Origin of the sequence: Proteus vulgaris (genome assembly GCF_016647575.1) — a bacterium.
Classification (GTDB): Bacteria; Pseudomonadota; Gammaproteobacteria; order Enterobacterales; family Enterobacteriaceae; genus Proteus; species Proteus mirabilis_B.
The window spans coordinates 3,765,629-3,784,007 of sequence record NZ_CP032663.1 but is presented as its reverse complement, the minus strand read 5'-3'; the positions used below and the strand labels follow the sequence as shown (position 1 = coordinate 3,784,007).

Below are 18,379 nucleotides of genomic sequence, written 5' to 3'. Positions count from 1 at the left end.
TGCCTTTTCGTTGGTAAGTGGGAGGTCCACTTAGCAGAATGATTAATTCGGCTGGAATGTTAAAAACTTTAGTGTGAAAGAATTTATTTCCCTTACTTAATATAAATAGGTAGAAAATAAACGTTAGATGGTTATTTTTATTGGGTTATTACTAGATAGGGTGAGATTATGTTTTGTGTAAATAGTGCTATTGTAAAATGATATAAATACCGTAAGTGAAATGAATTGTATAAATTTTCAGAATGAATTGAAGGGCGAAAATAAAGGAACTATTTCACTTAAAATAGTTCCTTTTTTAATGAATTGCGTTGTATTACTGGGCTTCAAATGTGTTTGTCATTTCTTCCAGTGTTTCTTGTAACTCCATCCACTCCATTTCCACTTCTTCTAGTGCAGATTTCGTAACACCTTGTCGGCTTAAGCAATCAGAAAGCTCATTTTTACGGCTAGTATCATAAATGCCACTATCAGAAAGAGCAGTTTCGATATCACTAAGCTCTTGGCTTAATTTATCCATCTTGCTTTCTAATGTTGTGAGTTTCTTGCGTAGAGGCTGGGTTTGTTGTCTAAACTCCGCTTCTTTGCGTTTTTGCTCTTTTTTATCTTGAGCGCTTAAATTGGTGCTTGTCGTGATATTGTCGTTATCTTGTTGGCTCTTATTTGCTTGTGTCTCTTGACGATTTTGATCAACTAACCACTGTTGGTAATCATCAAGATCACCATCAAATGGCTCAACTTGACCATCGTGTACCAGATAGAGATCGTCAGTGGTCGAGCGTAATAAATGCCTATCATGCGATACGACAACAATTGCCCCTTCAAAGCTAATTAAAGCTTGAGTGAGTGCTTGGCGCATATCTAGATCAAGGTGGTTTGTTGGTTCATCCATTAATAGCAAGTTAGGGCGTTGCCAAACTAAAAGTGATAAGACCAAGCGCGCCTTTTCACCCCCAGAGAATTGACCACAAGCATCTGTGACTTTATCGCCATGAAAACCGAAACCACCCAAGTAATCACGTAATTTTTGTTCAGTTTCTTTAGGTGCTAAACGCGTTAAATGTTGTAGTGCCGATTCATCTGAGCGCAAAAACTCTAATTGATGCTGGGCAAAATAACCAAGCTTAATACCTTTAGAAAGTGCCAATTTCCCCTGTAACGGTTCAATTTCACCTGCAAGTAATTTAATCAGTGTCGATTTACCCGCACCATTGCGTCCTAATAATCCAATACGCGAGCCGGGAACTAAATTGAGTTTGATATCATTAAGAATAACTTTTTCACCATAACCCGCGCTGACTTTCTCCATTGATAAAAGTGGATTAGGTAAGCTTTCAGGTTGGCGGAAGCTAAAATGGAATGGGTTATCTGAATGCGCAGGAGCAACCTTTTCCATTCGCTCAAGCATTTTGACACGGCTTTGAGCTTGTTTGGCTTTTGTCGCTTTCGCTTTAAATCTATCTATGAAGCTCTGTAAGTGTGCAATTTTGGCTTGTTGATTTTCAAACAGAGCTTGCTGTTGTGCGAGTTTGGTTGCACGTTGCATTTCAAACGAAGAGTAGTTACCTGAATATTCAAAGATTTTTTCTTGCTCGATATGCAAGATTTTATCTACGATAGGATCAAGAAAATCACGGTCATGGGAAATTAAAATAAGCGTGCCTGTGTAGCTTTTTAGCCATTTTTCTAGCCAAATAACGGCATCTAAATCTAAGTGGTTGGTTGGTTCATCGAGTAGCAGTAAATCAGAGCGACAAATCAGCGCTTGTGCCAAGTTTAAACGCATTCTCCAGCCACCTGAAAATGATTTTACAGGTTCATTAAGCTGTTGTTGGCTAAAACCTAAACCATTCAGTAAAGTTGCTGCACGAGATTGTATCGTCCATGCATTAATCGCATCTAATTGCCCGTGGATCAGAGCGATAGCATGGCCGTCATTTATTTCGTTCGCTTTTTGTAATCGTTGTTCTAACTGGCGATATTCTCTATCACCATCAATAACATAATCAATAGCAGGTACATCAAGCGCAGGTGTTTCTTGGTTAACCCACGCCATTGACCATGTACTAGGATAGGTGACATTGCCTGCTTCAGCTTGCAGCTCACCTTTCAATAAAGAAAGTAATGTGGTTTTGCCACAGCCATTTTTACCGACTAGACCAATCTTTTGCCCTGGATTAATGGTTGCACTGGCATTGTCCAGTAACACTCTGACACCACGGCGAATTTGCAAAGAAGAAAAAACAATCATAAATATCGTCTATTAAGAGTATGTAAATTAATATATAGAGTAAGTTGTTCGTAACAGTTGGTCACAATGCGTGCATGGTAACGGAAAAAACAGTTTCTGACACGTTTTGTAAGGAGGAATGATGTCAAACGCATCAAATGTATTACTGGTGTATGTTCATCCCGAGCCGCGCCAATCAGTCGCCAATAAAGCGTTATTAAAAGCGGTGAGGGATTTAGAGAATATAACTATCCATGATTTATATGCTACTTATCCTGATTTTTTTATTGATATACACCATGAACAATCCTTGTTGTGTAAGCACCAAGTGATCGTTTTTCAATTTCCATTGCAAACATATAGTTGCCCAGCATTATTAAAAGAGTGGCAAGACAGAGTGTTAACTCGTCCATTTGCTAACAAAGCTGGTAGAGCGCAATTAAAGGGTAAGTCATTTCGTTGTGTTATTACAACGGGAGAGCCTGAACAGGCTTATCAATATAATGGGAAGAATCACTACACACTGACAGAATTATTACGTCCTTTTGAATTAATGGCAGAAATGTGTGGTATGCGCTGGCTATCACCAATGATTGTATATTCAGCAAGACAACAATCCAAAACAACACTGACTCATATCGGTGAGGCTTATCGCCATTGGTTAAGTGCGCCACTTGAAGGGGAGCAAGCCTAATGGAAGATAATTGGATGATTAAAGCTGTGCTCTTTTTCTTGTGTGCTGCCGTGATTATGGTACCGATTGCACAACGCCTTAAAATTGGTGCAGTACTCGGCTATTTGATTGCCGGTATTGCCATTGGTCCTTGGGGATTAGGGCTGTTTAAAGATGTTGATAACATCTTACATTTTGCTGAATTAGGTGTGGTCTTTTTAATGTTTCTTATTGGTTTGGAATTGAATCCAGCCAAACTATGGGAATTAAGACGTGCCATTTTTGGTGTTGGTTCAATGCAGGTGGTATTAACGGCTTCTATTTTTTCAGGGCTCATTCTCGTTTTTACTTCTTTTTCATGGCAGGCAGCTGTTATTGGAGGCTTAGGTATTGCGATGTCTTCTACGGCGATGGCATTGCAACTTATGAACGAGAAAGGGATGAATCATAATGAAGGCGGACAATTAGGTTTTGCTGTTTTACTTTTCCAAGATATGGCAGTTATTCCTATCCTTGCTGTTATCCCTTTGTTAGCTGGAGAAACGGCAAGCAGTGATTGGTATCGCATTGGCGTGAAAGTGGCAGCTTTTGCTGGATTGCTGATTTGTGGTCGTTATTTATTACGCCCACTCTTGCGCTTAGTGGTGAAATCGGGAGTAAGAGAAGTTTTTACTGCCGCAGCGCTGCTTGTTGTGTTAGGTGCTGCTATTTTTATGGAAACCCTTGGTTTTTCAATGGCGATGGGAACCTTTATTGCGGGTGTGTTATTGGCAGATTCAGAGTATCGACACGAATTAGAGATCTCTATTGAGCCTTTTAAAGGTCTACTTTTAGGACTCTTTTTTATCTCTGTCGGTATGTCTTTAGATATCGGTATCTTATGGCGGTATCTTCCACAAGTATTATTGGGTGTCTTAGTTCTGGTTATTGTAAAAGCATTGATACTTTATAGTATCGCTTGGTTAGCCAGACTGCGTTTTTCCACACGACTACAATTCTCAGCTGTGTTAAGCCAAGGCGGGGAATTTGCGTTTGTTGTTTTCTCGACATCGATGGCTATGGGCGTATTAGATAGTCAGCAAATGGCGTTATTGTTGGTTGTTGTCACACTTTCTATGATGACAACGCCTCTTGTGATGCAAATGACAGACGCTGTGTTTGCTCGTCGTTATAATGACGCTAAAACGGACGAACAGCCCTTTGTTGAAAATAACCACCCAGAGGTCATCCTTGTCGGATTTGGTCGAATGGGACAGGTTGTAGGACGCTTGTTAATGGCGAATAAGATTAACGTCACGGTATTAGAGCATGATGTCGGAAGCATAAGCACCATGCGTAAATATGGCTATAAAGTTTATTACGGTGATGCCACTGATCTCAATTTATTGCGCGCAGCTGGTGCTGAACATGCTAAAACTATTGTTATCACCAGTAATGAACCTGAAGCAACGATGGAAATTGTTCATCTCTGTCAGCATCACTTCCCTAATTTGCATATTATTGCAAGGGCAAGAGGGCGTGTTGAAGCTCATGAGTTGCTCAAAGCGGGTGTGACAGATTTTAGCCGTGAAACATTTTCGAGTGCTTTAGAATTAGGGCGTAAAACGTTGATTGAATTAGGAATGCATCCTCATCAAGCTTATCGAGCACAACAGCATTTTCGTCGTCTGGATATCAACTTATTGAGAAAGCTGGTGGATGAATCACCTGAAGAAGTTTCTAACGTTTCACGAGTAAAAGAAGCGAGACGGGAACTTGAGGAGTTATTTAGTGAAGAAATTCGTCAAGAGCACCATCAGCCTGATATTTGGGATGAATCTTTAACAGAAGACATTCCTGAAATACGTAAAGAAAAAAAATCTATTGATAAATAGGAGAACTGACCCCATGTCTGCAACCCGTAAACGCTTTATCGCAGGAGCTGTGTGTCCACACTGTCAAGCTCAAGATACACTCAAAATGTGGCGTGAAGATAAAGTGGATATTGTGGAATGTGCGAAATGTGGCCATCAACAACGGCAAACAGAGGGTGAAGTTAATGCCCTTGTTCGTGAAAATGAGCAGGTCATTGGGATCTTTACACCACAATAATTGTAGGTTTTTTGATATAACCCGATACAGAAGATTTATTTTTCGTTACAATCGGGAAAATTTTGCCCACGGGTATGTAGGAGATGTCATGAAAGTAGCAAACGACTTGGTAGTTAGTCTGGCTTATCAAGTAAGATCAGAAGACGGTGTTTTAGTTGATGAGTCCACGGTGAGCGCACCGTTAGACTATCTGCATGGCCGTGGTTCTTTAATCAGTGGTTTAGAAAATGCATTAACAGGTCGCGAAGTCGGTGAAAAATTCGACGTAGAAGTGGCTTCTGATGATGCGTATGGTCAATACGACGAAAACTTAGTTCAACGCGTACCGAAAGATGTTTTTGTTGGTGTTGATGAGTTAGAAGTTGGTATGCGTTTTCTTGCTGATACCGATCAAGGTCCAGTACCAGTAGAAATTACAGGTATTGAAGGTGACGAAGTTATCGTTGATGGTAACCACATGTTAGCGGGTCAAAACCTGAAGTTTCATGTTGAAATCGTTGCAATTCGTGAAGCGACTGAAGAAGAATTAGCTCACGGTCACGTACACGGTGAAGAAGAAGAGCACGAATGTTGTGGTGGCCACGGTCACGGTGAAGAAGGCGGATGCTGTGGCGGTGGTCATGGTCATGGTCATTCACACGGTGAAGAAGGTGGATGCTGCGGTGGCGGCGGTCATGGTCACGGTGGTCACGGCCACGGTCATGGCGGTTGTGGTTGCCAGCACTAATCTTTCGTTGAAAAGATCAAAAGGAGCGTTTAAACGCTCCTTTTTTGTTTTCGGTTTTGATATCAATAACAAACGAGAACTTAGTAGTGAGGTGGAGGCGTTTCATCCTCAGGTCTAGCAAGTATTGAAGTTTGAGAGTTTTTTAGGCGCTCAGAAACAATTTTTAAGGCTTCTTTAAAGCGGCTAATTTCTATTTGCTGCTGTGTGACCACTTGGTTTAATTCTTCAATAGTCGCATCTTGGAAAGCAACTTTGCTTTCTAATTGAATGAGCAATCGCTCTACTTCCTTAATATCCATTGTGTTTTTCCTCCTTTAAAATGTCCTATTACGACGAATATGATGAACAAACTCGCGAAATTTAATCTTATTTACTGATATATACACAGGAAGACATAAATCTGGTTTGAGATAAAAGACTATTTTGCTAATGTGATAGCACTCTGTGCTGACAAAAATCCTAACATTAACTGTTAAGAGTGTCGGCAAATTTTTTAAATTCATATAAAATTGCTACCCGCGGATGAGATCTATACCGCAACGACAGCAAGATGTGATGCAAAACGTTTAAGCAAAGATCTATGATGATCGCTTGTAAAACGTAGCGACTCACTAACATATACTGGAGAATGGGATGAAATCTTTATTAAAAACGACGTTGCTGGCAACCAGTTTAGCTTTCGCATTCAGTGCACCTCATGCATTCGCTGAAGAAGCTACAGCTAAAGTGCCAACATTAAATAGCGCATTTAAAACTCAAAATGAGCAAAATGCCTATGCGTTAGGCGCGTCGATGGGTCGCTATATGGAAGCTGCATTACAAGAACAAAAAAATATTGGTATTACTTTAGATTCTAAACAACTGTTAGCAGGTGTTCAGGATGCATTTAATAGCAAATCAAAATTATCAGACGCTGAAATTGAATTAACATTAGCGGCTTTTGAAGATCAAGTCCGTACTGCTGCAACAGCAAAAATGGAAAAAGAAGCGACTGAGAACAAAACTGCGGGTGATAAATTCCGTACAGAGTTTGCCGCTGAGAAAGGTGTAGTAAAAACTAAATCAGGTCTACTGTATTTAGTTGAAAACCCAGGTAAAGGCAAAACACCAACAGATGCTGATCGTGTTACTGTAAACTACAAAGGCATGCTGATTGATGGTAAACAATTTGATAGCTCTTATGATCGTAACGAACCTCTGACAATCAGCCTGAAAAGCGTTATTCCTGGCTGGACTGAAGGTATGAAGTACATCAAAGAAGGCGGTAAAATCAAGTTAGTTATTCCACCAGAATTAGGCTACGGACAACGTGCAACAAGTGGTATTCCTGCTAACTCAACATTAGTATTTGAAGTTGAATTACTGAGTGTTGAAAGCGATAAGTAATTCACTTATCTCTAATTATCACTAAAAAAATGCTGACATTAATGTCAGCATTTTTATTTCTAATGTATAGCTCATTATTTGTTTCTTAACACATAGCGTTAGTCCACAGTCTCTTCAATAATAATGGCTTTGGGCTTTTTGAAAACAAACAGCAAGCCCACAATGATTGCGCCCATCCCAGCCAAACTTAGCCAAGACATCTTGTTACCTAAGAAGATGTAATCCATTAATGCGGTCACGCCAGGTACTAAATAAAATAAGCTAGTGACATTAACCAAATTACCCGTAGTGAGTAAGCGGTATAATAGCAACTGAGCAACAACAGAAATGATCACCGCAAGCCAAAGTACAGGAATAACAAAGCCAATGTCGAATGAAGCATGAAAGGGCTGGAAGGGGACAAATAATAAACACAACACAAGGCTAACAACATATTGTAGCGGTAAGGCATCCATCGGCGCTAATTGCAGTTTTTTCTGTGAGATCGCACCAAAGCTCATGCAAAGTAGTGCAACTAACGCATAAATCATTCCCGTTAATGAGAGGGATGTATTAAATAAACTTTGGGCAACCACTAACACTAATCCAGCCAAGGCGATTAAAAGCCCTAATAGACGCGTCGCTGTAAAATTACGTTCTATTATCCATAATGTAATAATCGGCTGAACACCCATAATTGTGGCTAACATTCCCGGTGTAATACTATTAGCGAGCGCTAAAAGATAACAGATAGAATAACCACCAATAATAAGTAAACCGACCCATGCCGTTTTTAAACGACTTCCTTTTGGTGGTAAAAAGCGATGACGCTGAATACACAAAAAAGAGAGAAACGCTAAAGCGATAATAAAACGCCAAGTTAAAATTGCAAATGAGCTACCATTATCTAAACCCCAGCGAGAAAAGATAGCGCCACTACTCCACAATAAAACGAATAACGTTGTTGGGCCGAATTTTGCCCAATATTGACGTAAGTACATGATGATATACCTGTAAAATAAGCAATAAGAGAGCTTGATTATTTTTAATGATTATTAGCAAATTGATAAAATATCAATGAATAAACGCAAGCAACATATCACTATATAAGTGGTGATTAAGTACGTTCTTAAGCTAAGTAAACAAATCAAGCAACGTGAGCTGCAACAACCGTTGTATTGACTACAACCACTTTCACAGGCGGAGGTGGTGAAGAGAGAATCTCAATAGGTATAGAAGCAACAGAAATTAATCCTATTATTGATGAAGTTTGCTGAGATTGGCATATCATCAGTGTATTCATAGGATTAATCGCTCGTTAAAATAACAATAATTTGGAATATAGGTAATCTATTCAGTAGTGTCAATCTTTATCCTGCCCACACCAAAAAAGGAAAATTTTCAAAAAATAAAGGTGGGAATAAGTCCAAAAGATAAAGAAAAATGAAAAAAGCTGTGACCTATCACAAAGCTCTTATTCTAAGTCACTTGACGTAGATCTTCTGGCGATCTAACGTCAGAATCGTTCTTAATTCTGTTTTTATATTTAAATTTTTTTAATATTGAATTGATCCGCAATGACGAATCGTTATAAAAAATAGAACCTCAAGTCATTATCATAATTAAAGCCTTTAAGGATTATATAATCAAATGTCTAGCCCGTTATTTAATGGTGACAGCAGCGAGTTTGAAAAACTAGATAGCCGACCTTTTACTCAAACTGATCACGAAATACTAAAGTCCTATGAAGCAGCTGTGGATGGTTTGGCAATGCTCATCGGCAATCATTGCGAAATCGTATTGCACTCTCTGGAAGATTTGAAATGTTCAGCGGTTAAAATCGCGAATGGAGAACATACTGGTCGTAAGATTGGTTCTCCAATTACCGATTTGGCATTACAAATGTTACATGACATCACAGATGAAGATTCAAGTTTTTCAAAGGCTTATTTTACTAGAGCAAAAAGTGGTGCATTGATGAAGTCAATCACGATTGCTATTCGTAATCGTGAACGTCGTGTCATTGGTTTATTGTGTATTAATATGAACCTTGATGTTCCATTCTCTGAAATAATCAAAACCTTTATTCCTGAAGAAACGCATGAAGTTGCATCCGATGTTAACTTTGCCTCATCTGTCGATGATTTAGTGGCTCAAACATTAGAGTTTACGATTGAAGAAGTAAATAATGATCGTGAAGTTGCGAATAATGCCAAGAATAAACAAGTGGTGTTAAGCCTTTATGAGAAAGGTATTTTTGATATTAAAGATGCCATCAATCAGGTTGCAGATCGCTTAAATATCTCAAAACATACTGTGTATCTCTATATTCGCCAGTTTAAAAATGGAGAATAAGGCAACATTATGAGTTCCTTGACATATTGTTTAGTGGTTACAGGGCCTCATTACGGAACTGAACAAGCTTCAAGTGCCTATTTGTTCGCAAATGCCCTTCTTGAAAAGGGGCATCAAATTTCACAAATTTTCTTCTATCGAGAAGGTGTTGTGAATGCTAATAAATTGGTATCGCCTGCAAATGATGAATTTGATCTCCCTAAAGCGTGGGTTACATTGGCGAAAGAACATCAAATTCCCCTGCATGTTTGTGTTGCCGCCGCATTGCGTAGAGGAATTATCGATGAGCAGCAGGCAAAAGAGCAGGAAATGGATAGCCATAACATGGCAACTGAATTTGAGTTAAGTGGGTTGGGTTCACTGGCTCAAGCGATGTTAACCTGTTCCCGTGTGGTGCAATTTTAATGAAGAAAATGAATTCAATCGCATTCCTTTTTACTCAAGCACCTCATGGTAATAGTGCAGGGCGAGAAGGTTTAGATGCTTTACTCGCAACCTCTGCATTAACAGAAGATATTGGTGTTTTTTTTATCTCTGATAGTGTGTTTCAACTTGTTGAAAATCAACAACCTGAAGGAGTGCTATCACGTCATCATGCTGCAACATTTAAAGTGCTACCCTTGTATGATGTGACAAACGTCTATATATCACAGAAAGACATGGCTCATCGTGGATTATCCTCTCAAACTTCTTTTGTGTTGGATGCACAGGTGATATCCCAAGAAGATATTGCTCAAAAATTGAGTGAATATGATGTGGTATTACGCTTTTAATACAGAAGTTAGTCAGGAAGGTTGAACGGTTATGTTGTATACTTATTCTGTCTCTATTTATCAAAGTGATTTAGAGGCTTTTTTATCTTTATTGACAAAAGAAGATGATGTTTTGTTAATACAAGATGGTGTACTGGCAGTTCTTGAAGACAATCCCTTATTAAAATATTGTCTCCAACAGCAAATTTCAGTTTACGCATTAATTGATGATGTTTTGGCAAGAGGCTTAAAAGATCAAGTATCTCATCACATTAAACTTATCAATTATGGTGATTTTGTCGATTTAACGGTAAAACACCCCCAACAAATTCATTGGGGAGCGTAGAATTGCTGTATAATTCTTGACACATGAGCCCGTCAGCAATAAAATTCTGCGTCCTCATGTTTTGTCTTGTTGACAAGACAGAGTTCAAATCCGTGTTTACGAAGCAAAAACCAGGAGCTTTTTTTAAATGGCAACTATTAACCAGCTGGTGCGCAAATCTCGTAGCTCGAAAGTTGTTAAAAGCAACGTTCCAGCTCTGGAAGCTTGCCCGCAAAAACGTGGCGTATGTACTCGTGTATATACTACCACTCCAAAAAAACCAAACTCAGCACTGCGTAAAGTATGCCGTGTGCGTTTGACTAACGGTTTCGAAGTTTCTTCCTACATCGGTGGTGAAGGCCACAACTTGCAGGAACACTCCGTAATCTTAATCCGTGGTGGTCGTGTTAAAGACTTACCAGGTGTGCGTTACCACACTGTTCGCGGCGCGCTGGACTGTTCCGGTGTTAAAGACCGTAAACAAGCTCGTTCTAAGTACGGTGTGAAGAAGCCAAAGGCTTAATGGTTCTCCGTTAAGTAAGGCCAAACATTTTTTCACCATTAATGTCAAAATAAACTCATTGAGTTTTGGACAACCCTGAATTTAAACGGAGTATTTCCATGCCACGTCGTCGTGTAATTGGTCAACGTAAAATTCTGCCAGATCCTAAGTTCGGATCAGAACTGCTGGCCAAATTTGTAAACATTCTGATGGTAGACGGTAAAAAATCTACTGCAGAATCTATCGTATATAATGCGCTTGAGACCCTGGCTCAGCGTTCAGGCAAAACTGAACTGGAAGCGTTCGAAATCGCATTAGATAACGTACGTCCTACTGTGGAAGTTAAATCCCGCCGTGTTGGTGGTTCAACTTACCAAGTTCCAGTTGAAGTACGCCCAGTTCGTCGTAATGCATTAGCAATGCGTTGGATTGTTGAAGCTGCTCGTAAACGCGGTGATAAATCCATGGCTCTTCGCCTGGCAAATGAATTATCTGATGCGGCTGAAAACAAAGGCGCTGCTGTTAAGAAACGTGAAGACGTTCACCGTATGGCAGATGCAAACAAGGCGTTCGCACACTACCGTTGGTAATCCACGGAGTATCGCAACTCTTTTCAGGACAGCTCTGCTGTCCTTTACCTGAATTGAACGCCCACGAGAGAGGAAAAAATGGCTCGTCAAACCCCCATAGCACGCTACCGTAATATCGGTATCAGTGCGCACATCGATGCCGGTAAAACCACTACAAGTGAACGTATTCTGTTTTATACCGGTGTAAACCATAAAATTGGTGAAACTCACGAAGGTTCAGCAACAATGGACTGGATGGAGCAGGAGCAGGAACGTGGTATTACTATCACATCCGCAGCAACTACTGCATTCTGGTCTGGTATGGCTAAACAGTTTGAGCCTCACCGTGTAAACATCATCGACACCCCGGGACACGTTGACTTCACAATCGAAGTAGAACGTTCTATGCGTGTTCTTGATGGCGCGGTTATGGTTTACTGTGCAGTTGGTGGTGTTCAGCCTCAGTCAGAAACAGTATGGCGCCAGGCTAACAAATATCATGTACCACGTATCGCGTTCGTTAACAAAATGGACCGTATGGGTGCAAACTTCCTGCGTGTTGTTGAACAAATCAAAACACGTCTGGCAGCAAACCCAGTTCCACTGCAAATCCCAGTAGGCGCTGAAGAAAATTTCACCGGTGTTGTTGATTTAATTAAAATGAAATCAATCCGTTGGAATGAAGAAGACCAAGGTGTTACCTTCGAATACGAAGACATTCCTGCAAATCTGCAAGATTTAGCTGAAGAATGGCACAACAACCTGGTTGAATCTGCTGCTGAAGCATCAGAAGACCTGATGGACAAATATCTGGGCGGTGAAGAACTGACAGAAGCAGAAATCAAAGCTGCTCTGCGTAAACGCGTTCTAGATAACGAAATTATCCTGGTTACCTGTGGTTCTGCATTTAAGAACAAAGGTGTTCAGGCAATGCTGGATGCGGTAATTGAATACCTGCCAGCACCAACAGATGTTCCTGCTATCAACGGTATGTTACCAGACGGTAAAGATACTCCAGCAGAACGTCATTCAAGCGACGAAGAGCCATTCTCATCTCTGGCATTCAAAATCGCTACTGACCCATTTGTTGGTAACTTAACATTCTTCCGTGTGTACTCTGGTGTTGTAAACTCAGGTGACACAGTTCTGAACCCGGTTAAAGACAAAAAAGAACGTTTTGGCCGTATTGTTCAGATGCATGCTAACAAGCGTGAAGAAATTAAAGAAGTTCGTGCGGGCGACATCGCTGCTGCTATCGGTCTGAAAGACGTAACTACAGGTGATACTTTATGTGCAATTGATGCACCAATCATCTTAGAACGTATGGAATTCCCAGAGCCAGTAATCTCTGTTGCTATCGAACCTAAGACTAAAGCTGACCAAGAAAAAATGGGTATCGCTCTGAACCGTCTGGCTCAAGAAGATCCATCTTTCCGCGTATCAAGCGACGAAGAAACTGGTCAGACTATCATTGCTGGTATGGGTGAGCTGCACTTAGACGTGTTAGTTGACCGTATGCGTCGTGAATTTAAAGTTGAAGCGAACGTAGGTAAACCACAGGTTGCTTACCGTGAAACTATTCGTGATACAGTAACTGATATCGAAGGTAAGCACGCGAAACAATCTGGTGGTCGTGGTCAGTACGGTCATGTTGTTATCGACCTGTCTCCATTACCAGCAGGTGGTGAAGAGAACTACGTATTTATCAACGATATCGTTGGTGGTGTAATTCCTAAAGAATTCATCCCAGCTGTTGATAAAGGTATTCAAGAACAGCTGAAATCTGGTCCATTAGCAGGTTACCCTGTTGTGGATATTCAGGCTCGTTTACATTACGGTTCTTACCATGATGTTGACTCCTCAGAAATCGCGTTTAAAATTGCCGCATCAATGGCATTTAAAGACGGCTTCATGAAAGCTAAGCCAATTCTGCTTGAGCCAGTCATGAAAGTTGAGATTGAAACGCCAGAAGATTACATGGGCGACGTTATCGGTGACTTAAACCGTCGTCGTGGTATGGTTGAAGGTATGGACGATCTGCCTACCGGTAAGATCATCCGTGCTCAAGTACCACTGGCTGAGATGTTCGGTTATGCAACTGACCTGCGTTCACAAACTCAGGGTCGTGCTTCTTACTCTATGGAGTTCTTGAAGTACAACGAAGCGCCTAGCAACGTCGCTCAGGCTATTATCGAAGCTCGTAAAGCGAAATAAGATCCTTTCGAGTTCAATTTAGTTTACGCTCCCTCTAATTGAGGGAGCGATATTAAGGAATATAGTCGTGTCTAAAGAAAAATTTGAACGTTCAAAACCGCACGTTAACGTTGGTACTATCGGCCACGTTGACCACGGTAAAACAACTCTGACTGCTGCAATCACTACAGTTTTAGCTAAAACTTACGGTGGTGCTGCTCGTGCATTCGATCAAATCGATAACGCACCAGAAGAAAAAGCTCGTGGTATCACCATCTCTACTTCACACGTAGAATATGACACTCCAACTCGTCACTACGCACACGTAGACTGCCCAGGTCACGCCGACTATGTTAAAAACATGATCACTGGTGCTGCGCAAATGGACGGAGCTATCCTGGTTGTTGCTGCGACTGATGGCCCAATGCCACAAACTCGTGAGCACATCCTGTTAGGTCGTCAGGTTGGTGTTCCTTACATCATCGTATTCCTGAACAAATGTGACATGGTAGATGATGAAGAGTTACTGGAATTAGTAGAAATGGAAGTTCGTGAACTTCTGTCTCAGTACGATTTCCCAGGTGACGACACTCCAGTAATCCGTGGTTCAGCGCTGAAAGCACTGGAAGGCGAAGCTGAGTGGGAAGCAAAAATTGTTGAATTAGCAGAAGCACTGGATTCATACATCCCAGAACCAGAGCGTGCAATTGACAAACCATTCCTGTTACCAATCGAAGACGTATTCTCAATCTCAGGCCGTGGTACAGTAGTAACTGGTCGTGTTGAGCGTGGTGTTGTTAAAGTTGGTGAAGAAGTTGAAATCGTTGGTATCAAACCAACAGTTAAAACAACTTGTACTGGCGTTGAAATGTTCCGTAAATTACTTGACGAAGGTCGTGCAGGTGAGAACGTTGGTGTTCTTCTGCGTGGTACTAAACGTGAAGAAATCGAACGTGGACAAGTACTGGCAAAACCAGGTTCAATCAAGCCACACACTAAATTCGAATCAGAAGTTTATATTCTGAGCAAAGATGAAGGTGGTCGTCATACTCCATTCTTCAAAGGCTACCGTCCACAGTTCTACTTCCGTACAACTGACGTAACTGGTACTATCGAATTACCAGAAGGCGTAGAAATGGTAATGCCAGGTGACAACATCAACATGATCGTTGAACTGATTCACCCAATCGCGATGGACGACGGTTTACGTTTCGCTATCCGTGAAGGTGGCCGTACAGTAGGTGCGGGCGTTGTTGCTAAAGTATTAGGTTAATTACTCGCGTAATTTCCTAGAGAAGGGCATCAATTGATGCCCTTTTTATGCGTTGTTTGAAAAAGAACCTATCTCATCACTAGTTTGCTGTAAATTATTGGTGAGATAGGCTCTGATACAACGAATCGAGTCCAGTATCTTGCAGATACGAATGTCATAGAGATATGACACTGTGTCAGATGCAATCATAGTTGATTTTATGGTTAGTCTGATTTGTTTTGCTCTTGCGAGGCAAGCTGGCTATTTATTTACATCATATGACAGGTTAATTTATGAGTGCGAATAGCGGAGCTCAAGATAGCAAACGCGGTGGTGATATCGCTAAGTGGATCATTACCGTTTTATTGCTGGCAGTAGCAGTGGGTGGCAACTATCTTTACCGTGAATTTAACCTAGCGTTACGAGCTTTAGCTGTTGTTGCTTTGTTCGTAGCAGCGGGTGGGATCGCGTTGTGGACAACACAAGGTAAAGCAACATTAGCATTTGCTCGCGAAGCGCGTATTGAAATGCGTAAAGTAGTATGGCCAACACGTCAAGAAACATTGCAGACAACCCTGATTGTTGCTGCGGTGACGGCTATTGTGTCATTAGTTCTTTGGGGACTGGATGGCATTCTGGTTCGTTTTGTTTCCTTTATTACTGGCCTGTGAGGTGTTCATGACTGATTCTCCAAAAAAACGCTGGTATGTCATTCAGGCTTTTTCAGGCTTTGAAGGCCGTGTTGCACAGTCTCTGCGTGAACATATCAAATTAAACGAAATGGAAGACTCATTCGGCGAAGTTATGGTTCCAACCGAAGAAGTGGTTGAGATCCGTAGCGGTCAACGTCGCAAAAGTGAGCGTAAATTTTTCCCAGGCTATGTTCTTGTCCAAATGGTCATGAACGATGCAACTTGGCACTTAGTACGTAATGTACCTCGTGTTATGGGATTCATTGGCGGAACGTCTGACAGACCTGCACCAATTAGCGATAAAGAAGTTGATGCGATTATGAATCGCTTACAACAAGTTGGTGATAAACCGCGTCCTAAAACACTGTTTGAACCAGGTGAGATGGTTCGTGTTAGCGATGGTCCATTCGCTGACTTTAACGGTGTTGTTGAAGAAGTTGATTACGAAAAAAGCCGCTTAAAAGTCTCTGTATCAATCTTTGGTCGTGCAACACCAGTTGAATTAGACTTTAGTCAGGTTGAAAAAGGTTAAACCTTTTTACGTTGCTTTCTTGCAAAAGGTGGAAAAGTTATCTACAATTTTCCACCTTTCGTTTTGAGTTGTTTTGCCATAAGGCAAAACAAAGTAAAATCGGGGAGCCCTAGCCGGGCGATATACCCAAATTGAGGAATTAATTAATGGCTAAGAAAGTCCAAGCCTATATCAAACTGCAAGTTTCTGCAGGTATGGCTAATCCAAGTCCACCAGTTGGTCCAGCTCTGGGTCAACAAGGTGTTAACATCATGGAATTCTGTAAAGCATTCAACGCTAAAACTGAAAGCGTAGAAAAAGGTTTACCAATTCCTGTTGTTATTACAGTTTATGCTGACCGTTCTTTCACTTTCGTTACCAAAACTCCTCCAGCAGCAGTTCTGCTGAAGAAAGCGGCGGGCGTGAAATCAGGTTCTGGCAAACCGAACAAAGAGAAAGTAGGTAAAATTACTTCTGCTCAAGTTCGTGAAATCGCAGAAACTAAAGCTGCGGACCTGACTGGTGCTGACGTTGAAGCTATGATGCGTTCAATCGAAGGTACTGCTCGTTCCATGGGCCTGGTAGTGGAGGATTAATCTGATGGCTAAACTAACCAAGCGCATGCGCAATATCCGTGAGAAAGTTGAAGTAACTAAACAGTACGAAATTACTGAAGCTGTTGCTTTACTGAAAGAACTGGCTACTGCTAAATTCGTTGAAAGCGTTGACGTTGCTGTTAACCTTGGCATCGATGCACGTAAATCAGATCAAAACGTTCGTGGTGCAACTGTACTTCCACACGGTACTGGCCGTTCAGTTCGCGTTGCTGTATTCGCACAAGGTGCAAATGCAGAAGCTGCTAAAGAAGCAGGCGCTGAATTAGTCGGTATGGACGACTTAGCTGCTAAAGTTAAAGCTGGCGAAATGGACTTCGACGTTGTTATCGCATCTCCAGATGCAATGCGCGTTGTAGGTCAATTAGGTCAAATCCTTGGCCCACGTGGCTTAATGCCAAACCCGAAAGTGGGTACTGTAACTCCTAACGTTGCTGAAGCAGTTAAAAATGCTAAAGCTGGTCAGGTTCGTTACCGTAACGACAAAAATGGTATTATCCATACCACTATCGGTAAAGTTGATTTCAACGAAGCTCAGTTGAAAGAAAACTTAGAAGCTCTGCTGGTTGCTCTGAAAAAAGCAAAACCATCAGCAGCGAAAGGCGTTTATATCAAGAAAGTAAGCCTGTCTACCACTATGGGTGCAGGTGTTGCTATTGATCAAGCTAGCTTGAGCGCGACAGTTTAATCTTAGATTAGACTAAAGTCATAAAAGACTTTACCTTGGCGTCAAATTTGTATAGAATTTGACGCCTTGAGTTTAGCTATGTTGTATTTTATTTAAGTCGACATAACTAAATTCTCTGAATTTCGGTTGGAGTCTGGCCTATCCAGACCCCGTCCAAGACCGCAGGTGTAAGTAATTACTTAATTTTCCTGCGTAGACGGTGAGAGAGCCAATAAAGAATTATATATTCTGGATTCTACTCACCGTGTTTTAGCGCTTATACCATTGTGGTAATAAGTGATGTGAGTCCCGAGTTTTTACTCGGTTAATCCAGGAGCAAGAAGCTAATGGCACTAAATCTTCAAGACAAACAAGCGATTGTTGCTGAAGTCAGCGAAGTTGCCAAAGGTGCGCTTTCTGCAGTTGTTGCGGATTCCCGTGGCGTTACTGTAGCTAAAATGACCGAACTGCGTAAAGCATGTCGTGAAGCTGGTGTTACTGTACGTGTAGTACGTAACACACTTCTGCGTCGTGCTGTTGAAGGTACTTCTTATGAAGTACTGAAAGATGCATTTGTTGGTCCAACCTTGATTGCATTTTCTGCTGAACATCCGGGCGCTGCAGCTCGTCTGTTCAAAGATTTCGCGAAAGCGAACCCAGCATTCGAGATTAAAGCGGCTGCCTTTGAAGGTGAGTTTATCCCAGGTTCGAACATCGATCGTCTGGCTACACTCCCAACTTACGATGAAGCAATCGCACGCCTGATGGCAACCATGAAAGAAGCCTCTGCAGGCAAATTGGTTCGCACTCTGGCTGCTCTGCGCGATCAGAAAGAAGCTGCTTAATAGCCAATTTCTTCGTTGC

At 41.3% G+C, this 18,379-nt stretch carries 22 protein-coding genes; 18 read left to right on the top strand and 4 right to left on the bottom strand.

Features of this window, described 5'->3' with window-relative positions; genetic code table 11:
• Positions 1–313: 313 nt before the first annotated feature.
• Positions 314–2,248 carry an ABC transporter ATP-binding protein gene (locus D7029_RS17285; protein WP_194951364.1) on the bottom strand — a complete coding sequence of 645 codons (1,935 nt, stop codon included), beginning with the start codon at positions 2,246–2,248 and terminating at the stop codon, positions 314–316.
• A 118-nt stretch (positions 2,249–2,366) separates the two neighbouring features.
• On the opposite strand from D7029_RS17285, the gene kefG reads away from it, so the two are divergent.
• The 4 genes from kefG (at position 2,367) to slyD (ending at position 5,718) form a co-directional block, all read left to right on the top strand.
• Entirely contained in the window at positions 2,367–2,921 is a 555-nt protein-coding gene (gene kefG / locus D7029_RS17280; protein ID WP_416384055.1) for a glutathione-regulated potassium-efflux system ancillary protein KefG, read from the top strand.
• The gene (gene kefB, locus D7029_RS17275; RefSeq protein WP_194951362.1) at positions 2,921–4,774 is read left to right on the top strand and encodes a glutathione-regulated potassium-efflux system protein KefB; all 1,854 of its coding nucleotides are present in this window, start codon (positions 2,921–2,923) and stop codon (positions 4,772–4,774) included. The genes kefG and kefB overlap by 1 nt, the downstream gene beginning before the upstream one ends.
• A gap of 13 nt (positions 4,775–4,787) precedes the next feature.
• A complete protein-coding gene (locus tag D7029_RS17270; RefSeq protein ID WP_088494381.1) occupies positions 4,788–4,991 on the top strand; it encodes a YheV family putative zinc ribbon protein in 204 nt (67 codons plus the stop codon).
• Positions 4,992–5,079: 88 nt separating this feature from the next.
• Complete coding sequence (gene slyD, locus D7029_RS17265) at positions 5,080–5,718, top strand: peptidylprolyl isomerase (protein ID WP_194951361.1); 639 nt, start codon at positions 5,080–5,082, stop codon at positions 5,716–5,718.
• 80 nt (positions 5,719–5,798) lie between these two features.
• On the opposite strand, the gene D7029_RS17260 is transcribed toward slyD, so the two are convergent.
• Entirely contained in the window at positions 5,799–6,017 is a 219-nt protein-coding gene (locus tag D7029_RS17260) for a SlyX family protein (RefSeq protein WP_023583298.1), read from the bottom strand.
• Between the two features lie 334 nt (positions 6,018–6,351).
• Between D7029_RS17260 and fkpA the strand changes: the two genes are divergently transcribed.
• A complete protein-coding gene (gene fkpA / locus D7029_RS17255; RefSeq protein WP_088494382.1) occupies positions 6,352–7,104 on the top strand; it encodes an FKBP-type peptidyl-prolyl cis-trans isomerase in 753 nt (250 codons plus the stop codon).
• Positions 7,105–7,202: 98 nt separating this feature from the next.
• On the opposite strand, the gene D7029_RS17250 is transcribed toward fkpA, so the two are convergent.
• Together D7029_RS17250 and D7029_RS17245 are read right to left on the bottom strand one after the other, a co-directional pair.
• Positions 7,203–8,084, bottom strand: coding sequence for a DMT family transporter (locus D7029_RS17250; RefSeq protein ID WP_194951360.1), 882 nt, complete (start codon positions 8,082–8,084; stop codon positions 7,203–7,205).
• A gap of 146 nt (positions 8,085–8,230) precedes the next feature.
• Positions 8,231–8,386: a hypothetical protein gene (locus D7029_RS17245; RefSeq protein ID WP_194951359.1), complete on the bottom strand. Its 156-nt coding sequence runs from the start codon at positions 8,384–8,386 to the stop codon at positions 8,231–8,233.
• Positions 8,387–8,733: 347 nt separating this feature from the next.
• Between D7029_RS17245 and D7029_RS17240 the strand changes: the two genes are divergently transcribed.
• From D7029_RS17240 to rplJ, 13 genes are all read left to right on the top strand, one after another.
• Positions 8,734–9,438, top strand: coding sequence for a helix-turn-helix transcriptional regulator (locus tag D7029_RS17240; protein WP_023583301.1), 705 nt, complete (start codon positions 8,734–8,736; stop codon positions 9,436–9,438).
• Between the two features lie 9 nt (positions 9,439–9,447).
• Positions 9,448–9,843 (top strand): sulfurtransferase complex subunit TusD, encoded by a 396-nt coding sequence (gene tusD / locus D7029_RS17235; protein WP_088494384.1) that lies wholly within the window; start codon positions 9,448–9,450, stop codon positions 9,841–9,843.
• A complete protein-coding gene (gene tusC, locus D7029_RS17230; protein WP_194951358.1) occupies positions 9,843–10,211 on the top strand; it encodes a sulfurtransferase complex subunit TusC in 369 nt (122 codons plus the stop codon). The genes tusD and tusC overlap by 1 nt, the downstream gene beginning before the upstream one ends.
• Positions 10,212–10,242: 31 nt before the next feature.
• Complete coding sequence (tusB, locus tag D7029_RS17225) at positions 10,243–10,536, top strand: sulfurtransferase complex subunit TusB (RefSeq protein ID WP_098941725.1); 294 nt, start codon at positions 10,243–10,245, stop codon at positions 10,534–10,536.
• A gap of 127 nt (positions 10,537–10,663) precedes the next feature.
• Entirely contained in the window at positions 10,664–11,038 is a 375-nt protein-coding gene (gene rpsL / locus D7029_RS17220; protein WP_004236497.1) for a 30S ribosomal protein S12, read from the top strand.
• Between the two features lie 98 nt (positions 11,039–11,136).
• On the top strand, positions 11,137–11,607 hold the full coding sequence (gene rpsG, locus D7029_RS17215; RefSeq protein WP_004246897.1) for a 30S ribosomal protein S7: 471 nt from the start codon (positions 11,137–11,139) through the stop codon (positions 11,605–11,607).
• A gap of 78 nt (positions 11,608–11,685) precedes the next feature.
• Positions 11,686–13,800, top strand: a complete 2,115-nt coding sequence (gene fusA, locus D7029_RS17210) for an elongation factor G (RefSeq protein ID WP_088494386.1) — start codon at positions 11,686–11,688, stop codon at positions 13,798–13,800.
• 67 nt (positions 13,801–13,867) lie between these two features.
• Entirely contained in the window at positions 13,868–15,052 is a 1,185-nt protein-coding gene (gene tuf / locus D7029_RS17205) for an elongation factor Tu (protein ID WP_088494064.1), read from the top strand.
• A gap of 272 nt (positions 15,053–15,324) precedes the next feature.
• On the top strand, positions 15,325–15,702 hold the full coding sequence (gene secE, locus D7029_RS17200; protein WP_023583091.1) for a preprotein translocase subunit SecE: 378 nt from the start codon (positions 15,325–15,327) through the stop codon (positions 15,700–15,702).
• Positions 15,703–15,709: 7 nt separating this feature from the next.
• Positions 15,710–16,255: a transcription termination/antitermination protein NusG gene (nusG, locus tag D7029_RS17195; protein WP_004246900.1), complete on the top strand. Its 546-nt coding sequence runs from the start codon at positions 15,710–15,712 to the stop codon at positions 16,253–16,255.
• Positions 16,256–16,401: 146 nt separating this feature from the next.
• Entirely contained in the window at positions 16,402–16,830 is a 429-nt protein-coding gene (gene rplK / locus D7029_RS17190; protein ID WP_088494387.1) for a 50S ribosomal protein L11, read from the top strand.
• Between the two features lie 4 nt (positions 16,831–16,834).
• On the top strand, positions 16,835–17,536 hold the full coding sequence (gene rplA, locus D7029_RS17185; RefSeq protein WP_072064767.1) for a 50S ribosomal protein L1: 702 nt from the start codon (positions 16,835–16,837) through the stop codon (positions 17,534–17,536).
• Between the two features lie 326 nt (positions 17,537–17,862).
• The gene (rplJ, locus tag D7029_RS17180; RefSeq protein WP_006534706.1) at positions 17,863–18,360 is read left to right on the top strand and encodes a 50S ribosomal protein L10; all 498 of its coding nucleotides are present in this window, start codon (positions 17,863–17,865) and stop codon (positions 18,358–18,360) included.
• Positions 18,361–18,379 lie beyond the last annotated feature (19 nt).

Excerpts from the sequence above, each read along its gene's own strand:
- D7029_RS17285 (WP_194951364.1), bottom strand. The coding sequence starts at position 2,248 with ATGATTGTTTTTTCTTCTTTGCAAATTCGCCGTGGTGTCAGAGTGTTA.
- kefG (WP_416384055.1), top strand. The coding sequence starts at position 2,367 with ATGATGTCAAACGCATCAAATGTATTACTGGTGTATGTTCATCCCGAG.
- kefB (WP_194951362.1), top strand. The coding sequence starts at position 2,921 with ATGGAAGATAATTGGATGATTAAAGCTGTGCTCTTTTTCTTGTGTGCT.
- D7029_RS17270 (WP_088494381.1), top strand. The coding sequence starts at position 4,788 with ATGTCTGCAACCCGTAAACGCTTTATCGCAGGAGCTGTGTGTCCACAC.
- slyD (WP_194951361.1), top strand. The coding sequence starts at position 5,080 with ATGAAAGTAGCAAACGACTTGGTAGTTAGTCTGGCTTATCAAGTAAGA.
- D7029_RS17260 (WP_023583298.1), bottom strand. The coding sequence starts at position 6,017 with ATGGATATTAAGGAAGTAGAGCGATTGCTCATTCAATTAGAAAGCAAA.
- fkpA (WP_088494382.1), top strand. The coding sequence starts at position 6,352 with ATGAAATCTTTATTAAAAACGACGTTGCTGGCAACCAGTTTAGCTTTC.
- D7029_RS17250 (WP_194951360.1), bottom strand. The coding sequence starts at position 8,084 with ATGTACTTACGTCAATATTGGGCAAAATTCGGCCCAACAACGTTATTC.
- D7029_RS17245 (WP_194951359.1), bottom strand. The coding sequence starts at position 8,386 with ATGAATACACTGATGATATGCCAATCTCAGCAAACTTCATCAATAATA.
- D7029_RS17240 (WP_023583301.1), top strand. The coding sequence starts at position 8,734 with ATGTCTAGCCCGTTATTTAATGGTGACAGCAGCGAGTTTGAAAAACTA.
- tusD (WP_088494384.1), top strand. The coding sequence starts at position 9,448 with ATGAGTTCCTTGACATATTGTTTAGTGGTTACAGGGCCTCATTACGGA.
- tusC (WP_194951358.1), top strand. The coding sequence starts at position 9,843 with ATGAAGAAAATGAATTCAATCGCATTCCTTTTTACTCAAGCACCTCAT.
- tusB (WP_098941725.1), top strand. The coding sequence starts at position 10,243 with ATGTTGTATACTTATTCTGTCTCTATTTATCAAAGTGATTTAGAGGCT.
- rpsL (WP_004236497.1), top strand. The coding sequence starts at position 10,664 with ATGGCAACTATTAACCAGCTGGTGCGCAAATCTCGTAGCTCGAAAGTT.
- rpsG (WP_004246897.1), top strand. The coding sequence starts at position 11,137 with ATGCCACGTCGTCGTGTAATTGGTCAACGTAAAATTCTGCCAGATCCT.
- fusA (WP_088494386.1), top strand. The coding sequence starts at position 11,686 with ATGGCTCGTCAAACCCCCATAGCACGCTACCGTAATATCGGTATCAGT.
- secE (WP_023583091.1), top strand. The coding sequence starts at position 15,325 with ATGAGTGCGAATAGCGGAGCTCAAGATAGCAAACGCGGTGGTGATATC.
- nusG (WP_004246900.1), top strand. The coding sequence starts at position 15,710 with ATGACTGATTCTCCAAAAAAACGCTGGTATGTCATTCAGGCTTTTTCA.
- rplK (WP_088494387.1), top strand. The coding sequence starts at position 16,402 with ATGGCTAAGAAAGTCCAAGCCTATATCAAACTGCAAGTTTCTGCAGGT.
- rplA (WP_072064767.1), top strand. The coding sequence starts at position 16,835 with ATGGCTAAACTAACCAAGCGCATGCGCAATATCCGTGAGAAAGTTGAA.
- rplJ (WP_006534706.1), top strand. The coding sequence starts at position 17,863 with ATGGCACTAAATCTTCAAGACAAACAAGCGATTGTTGCTGAAGTCAGC.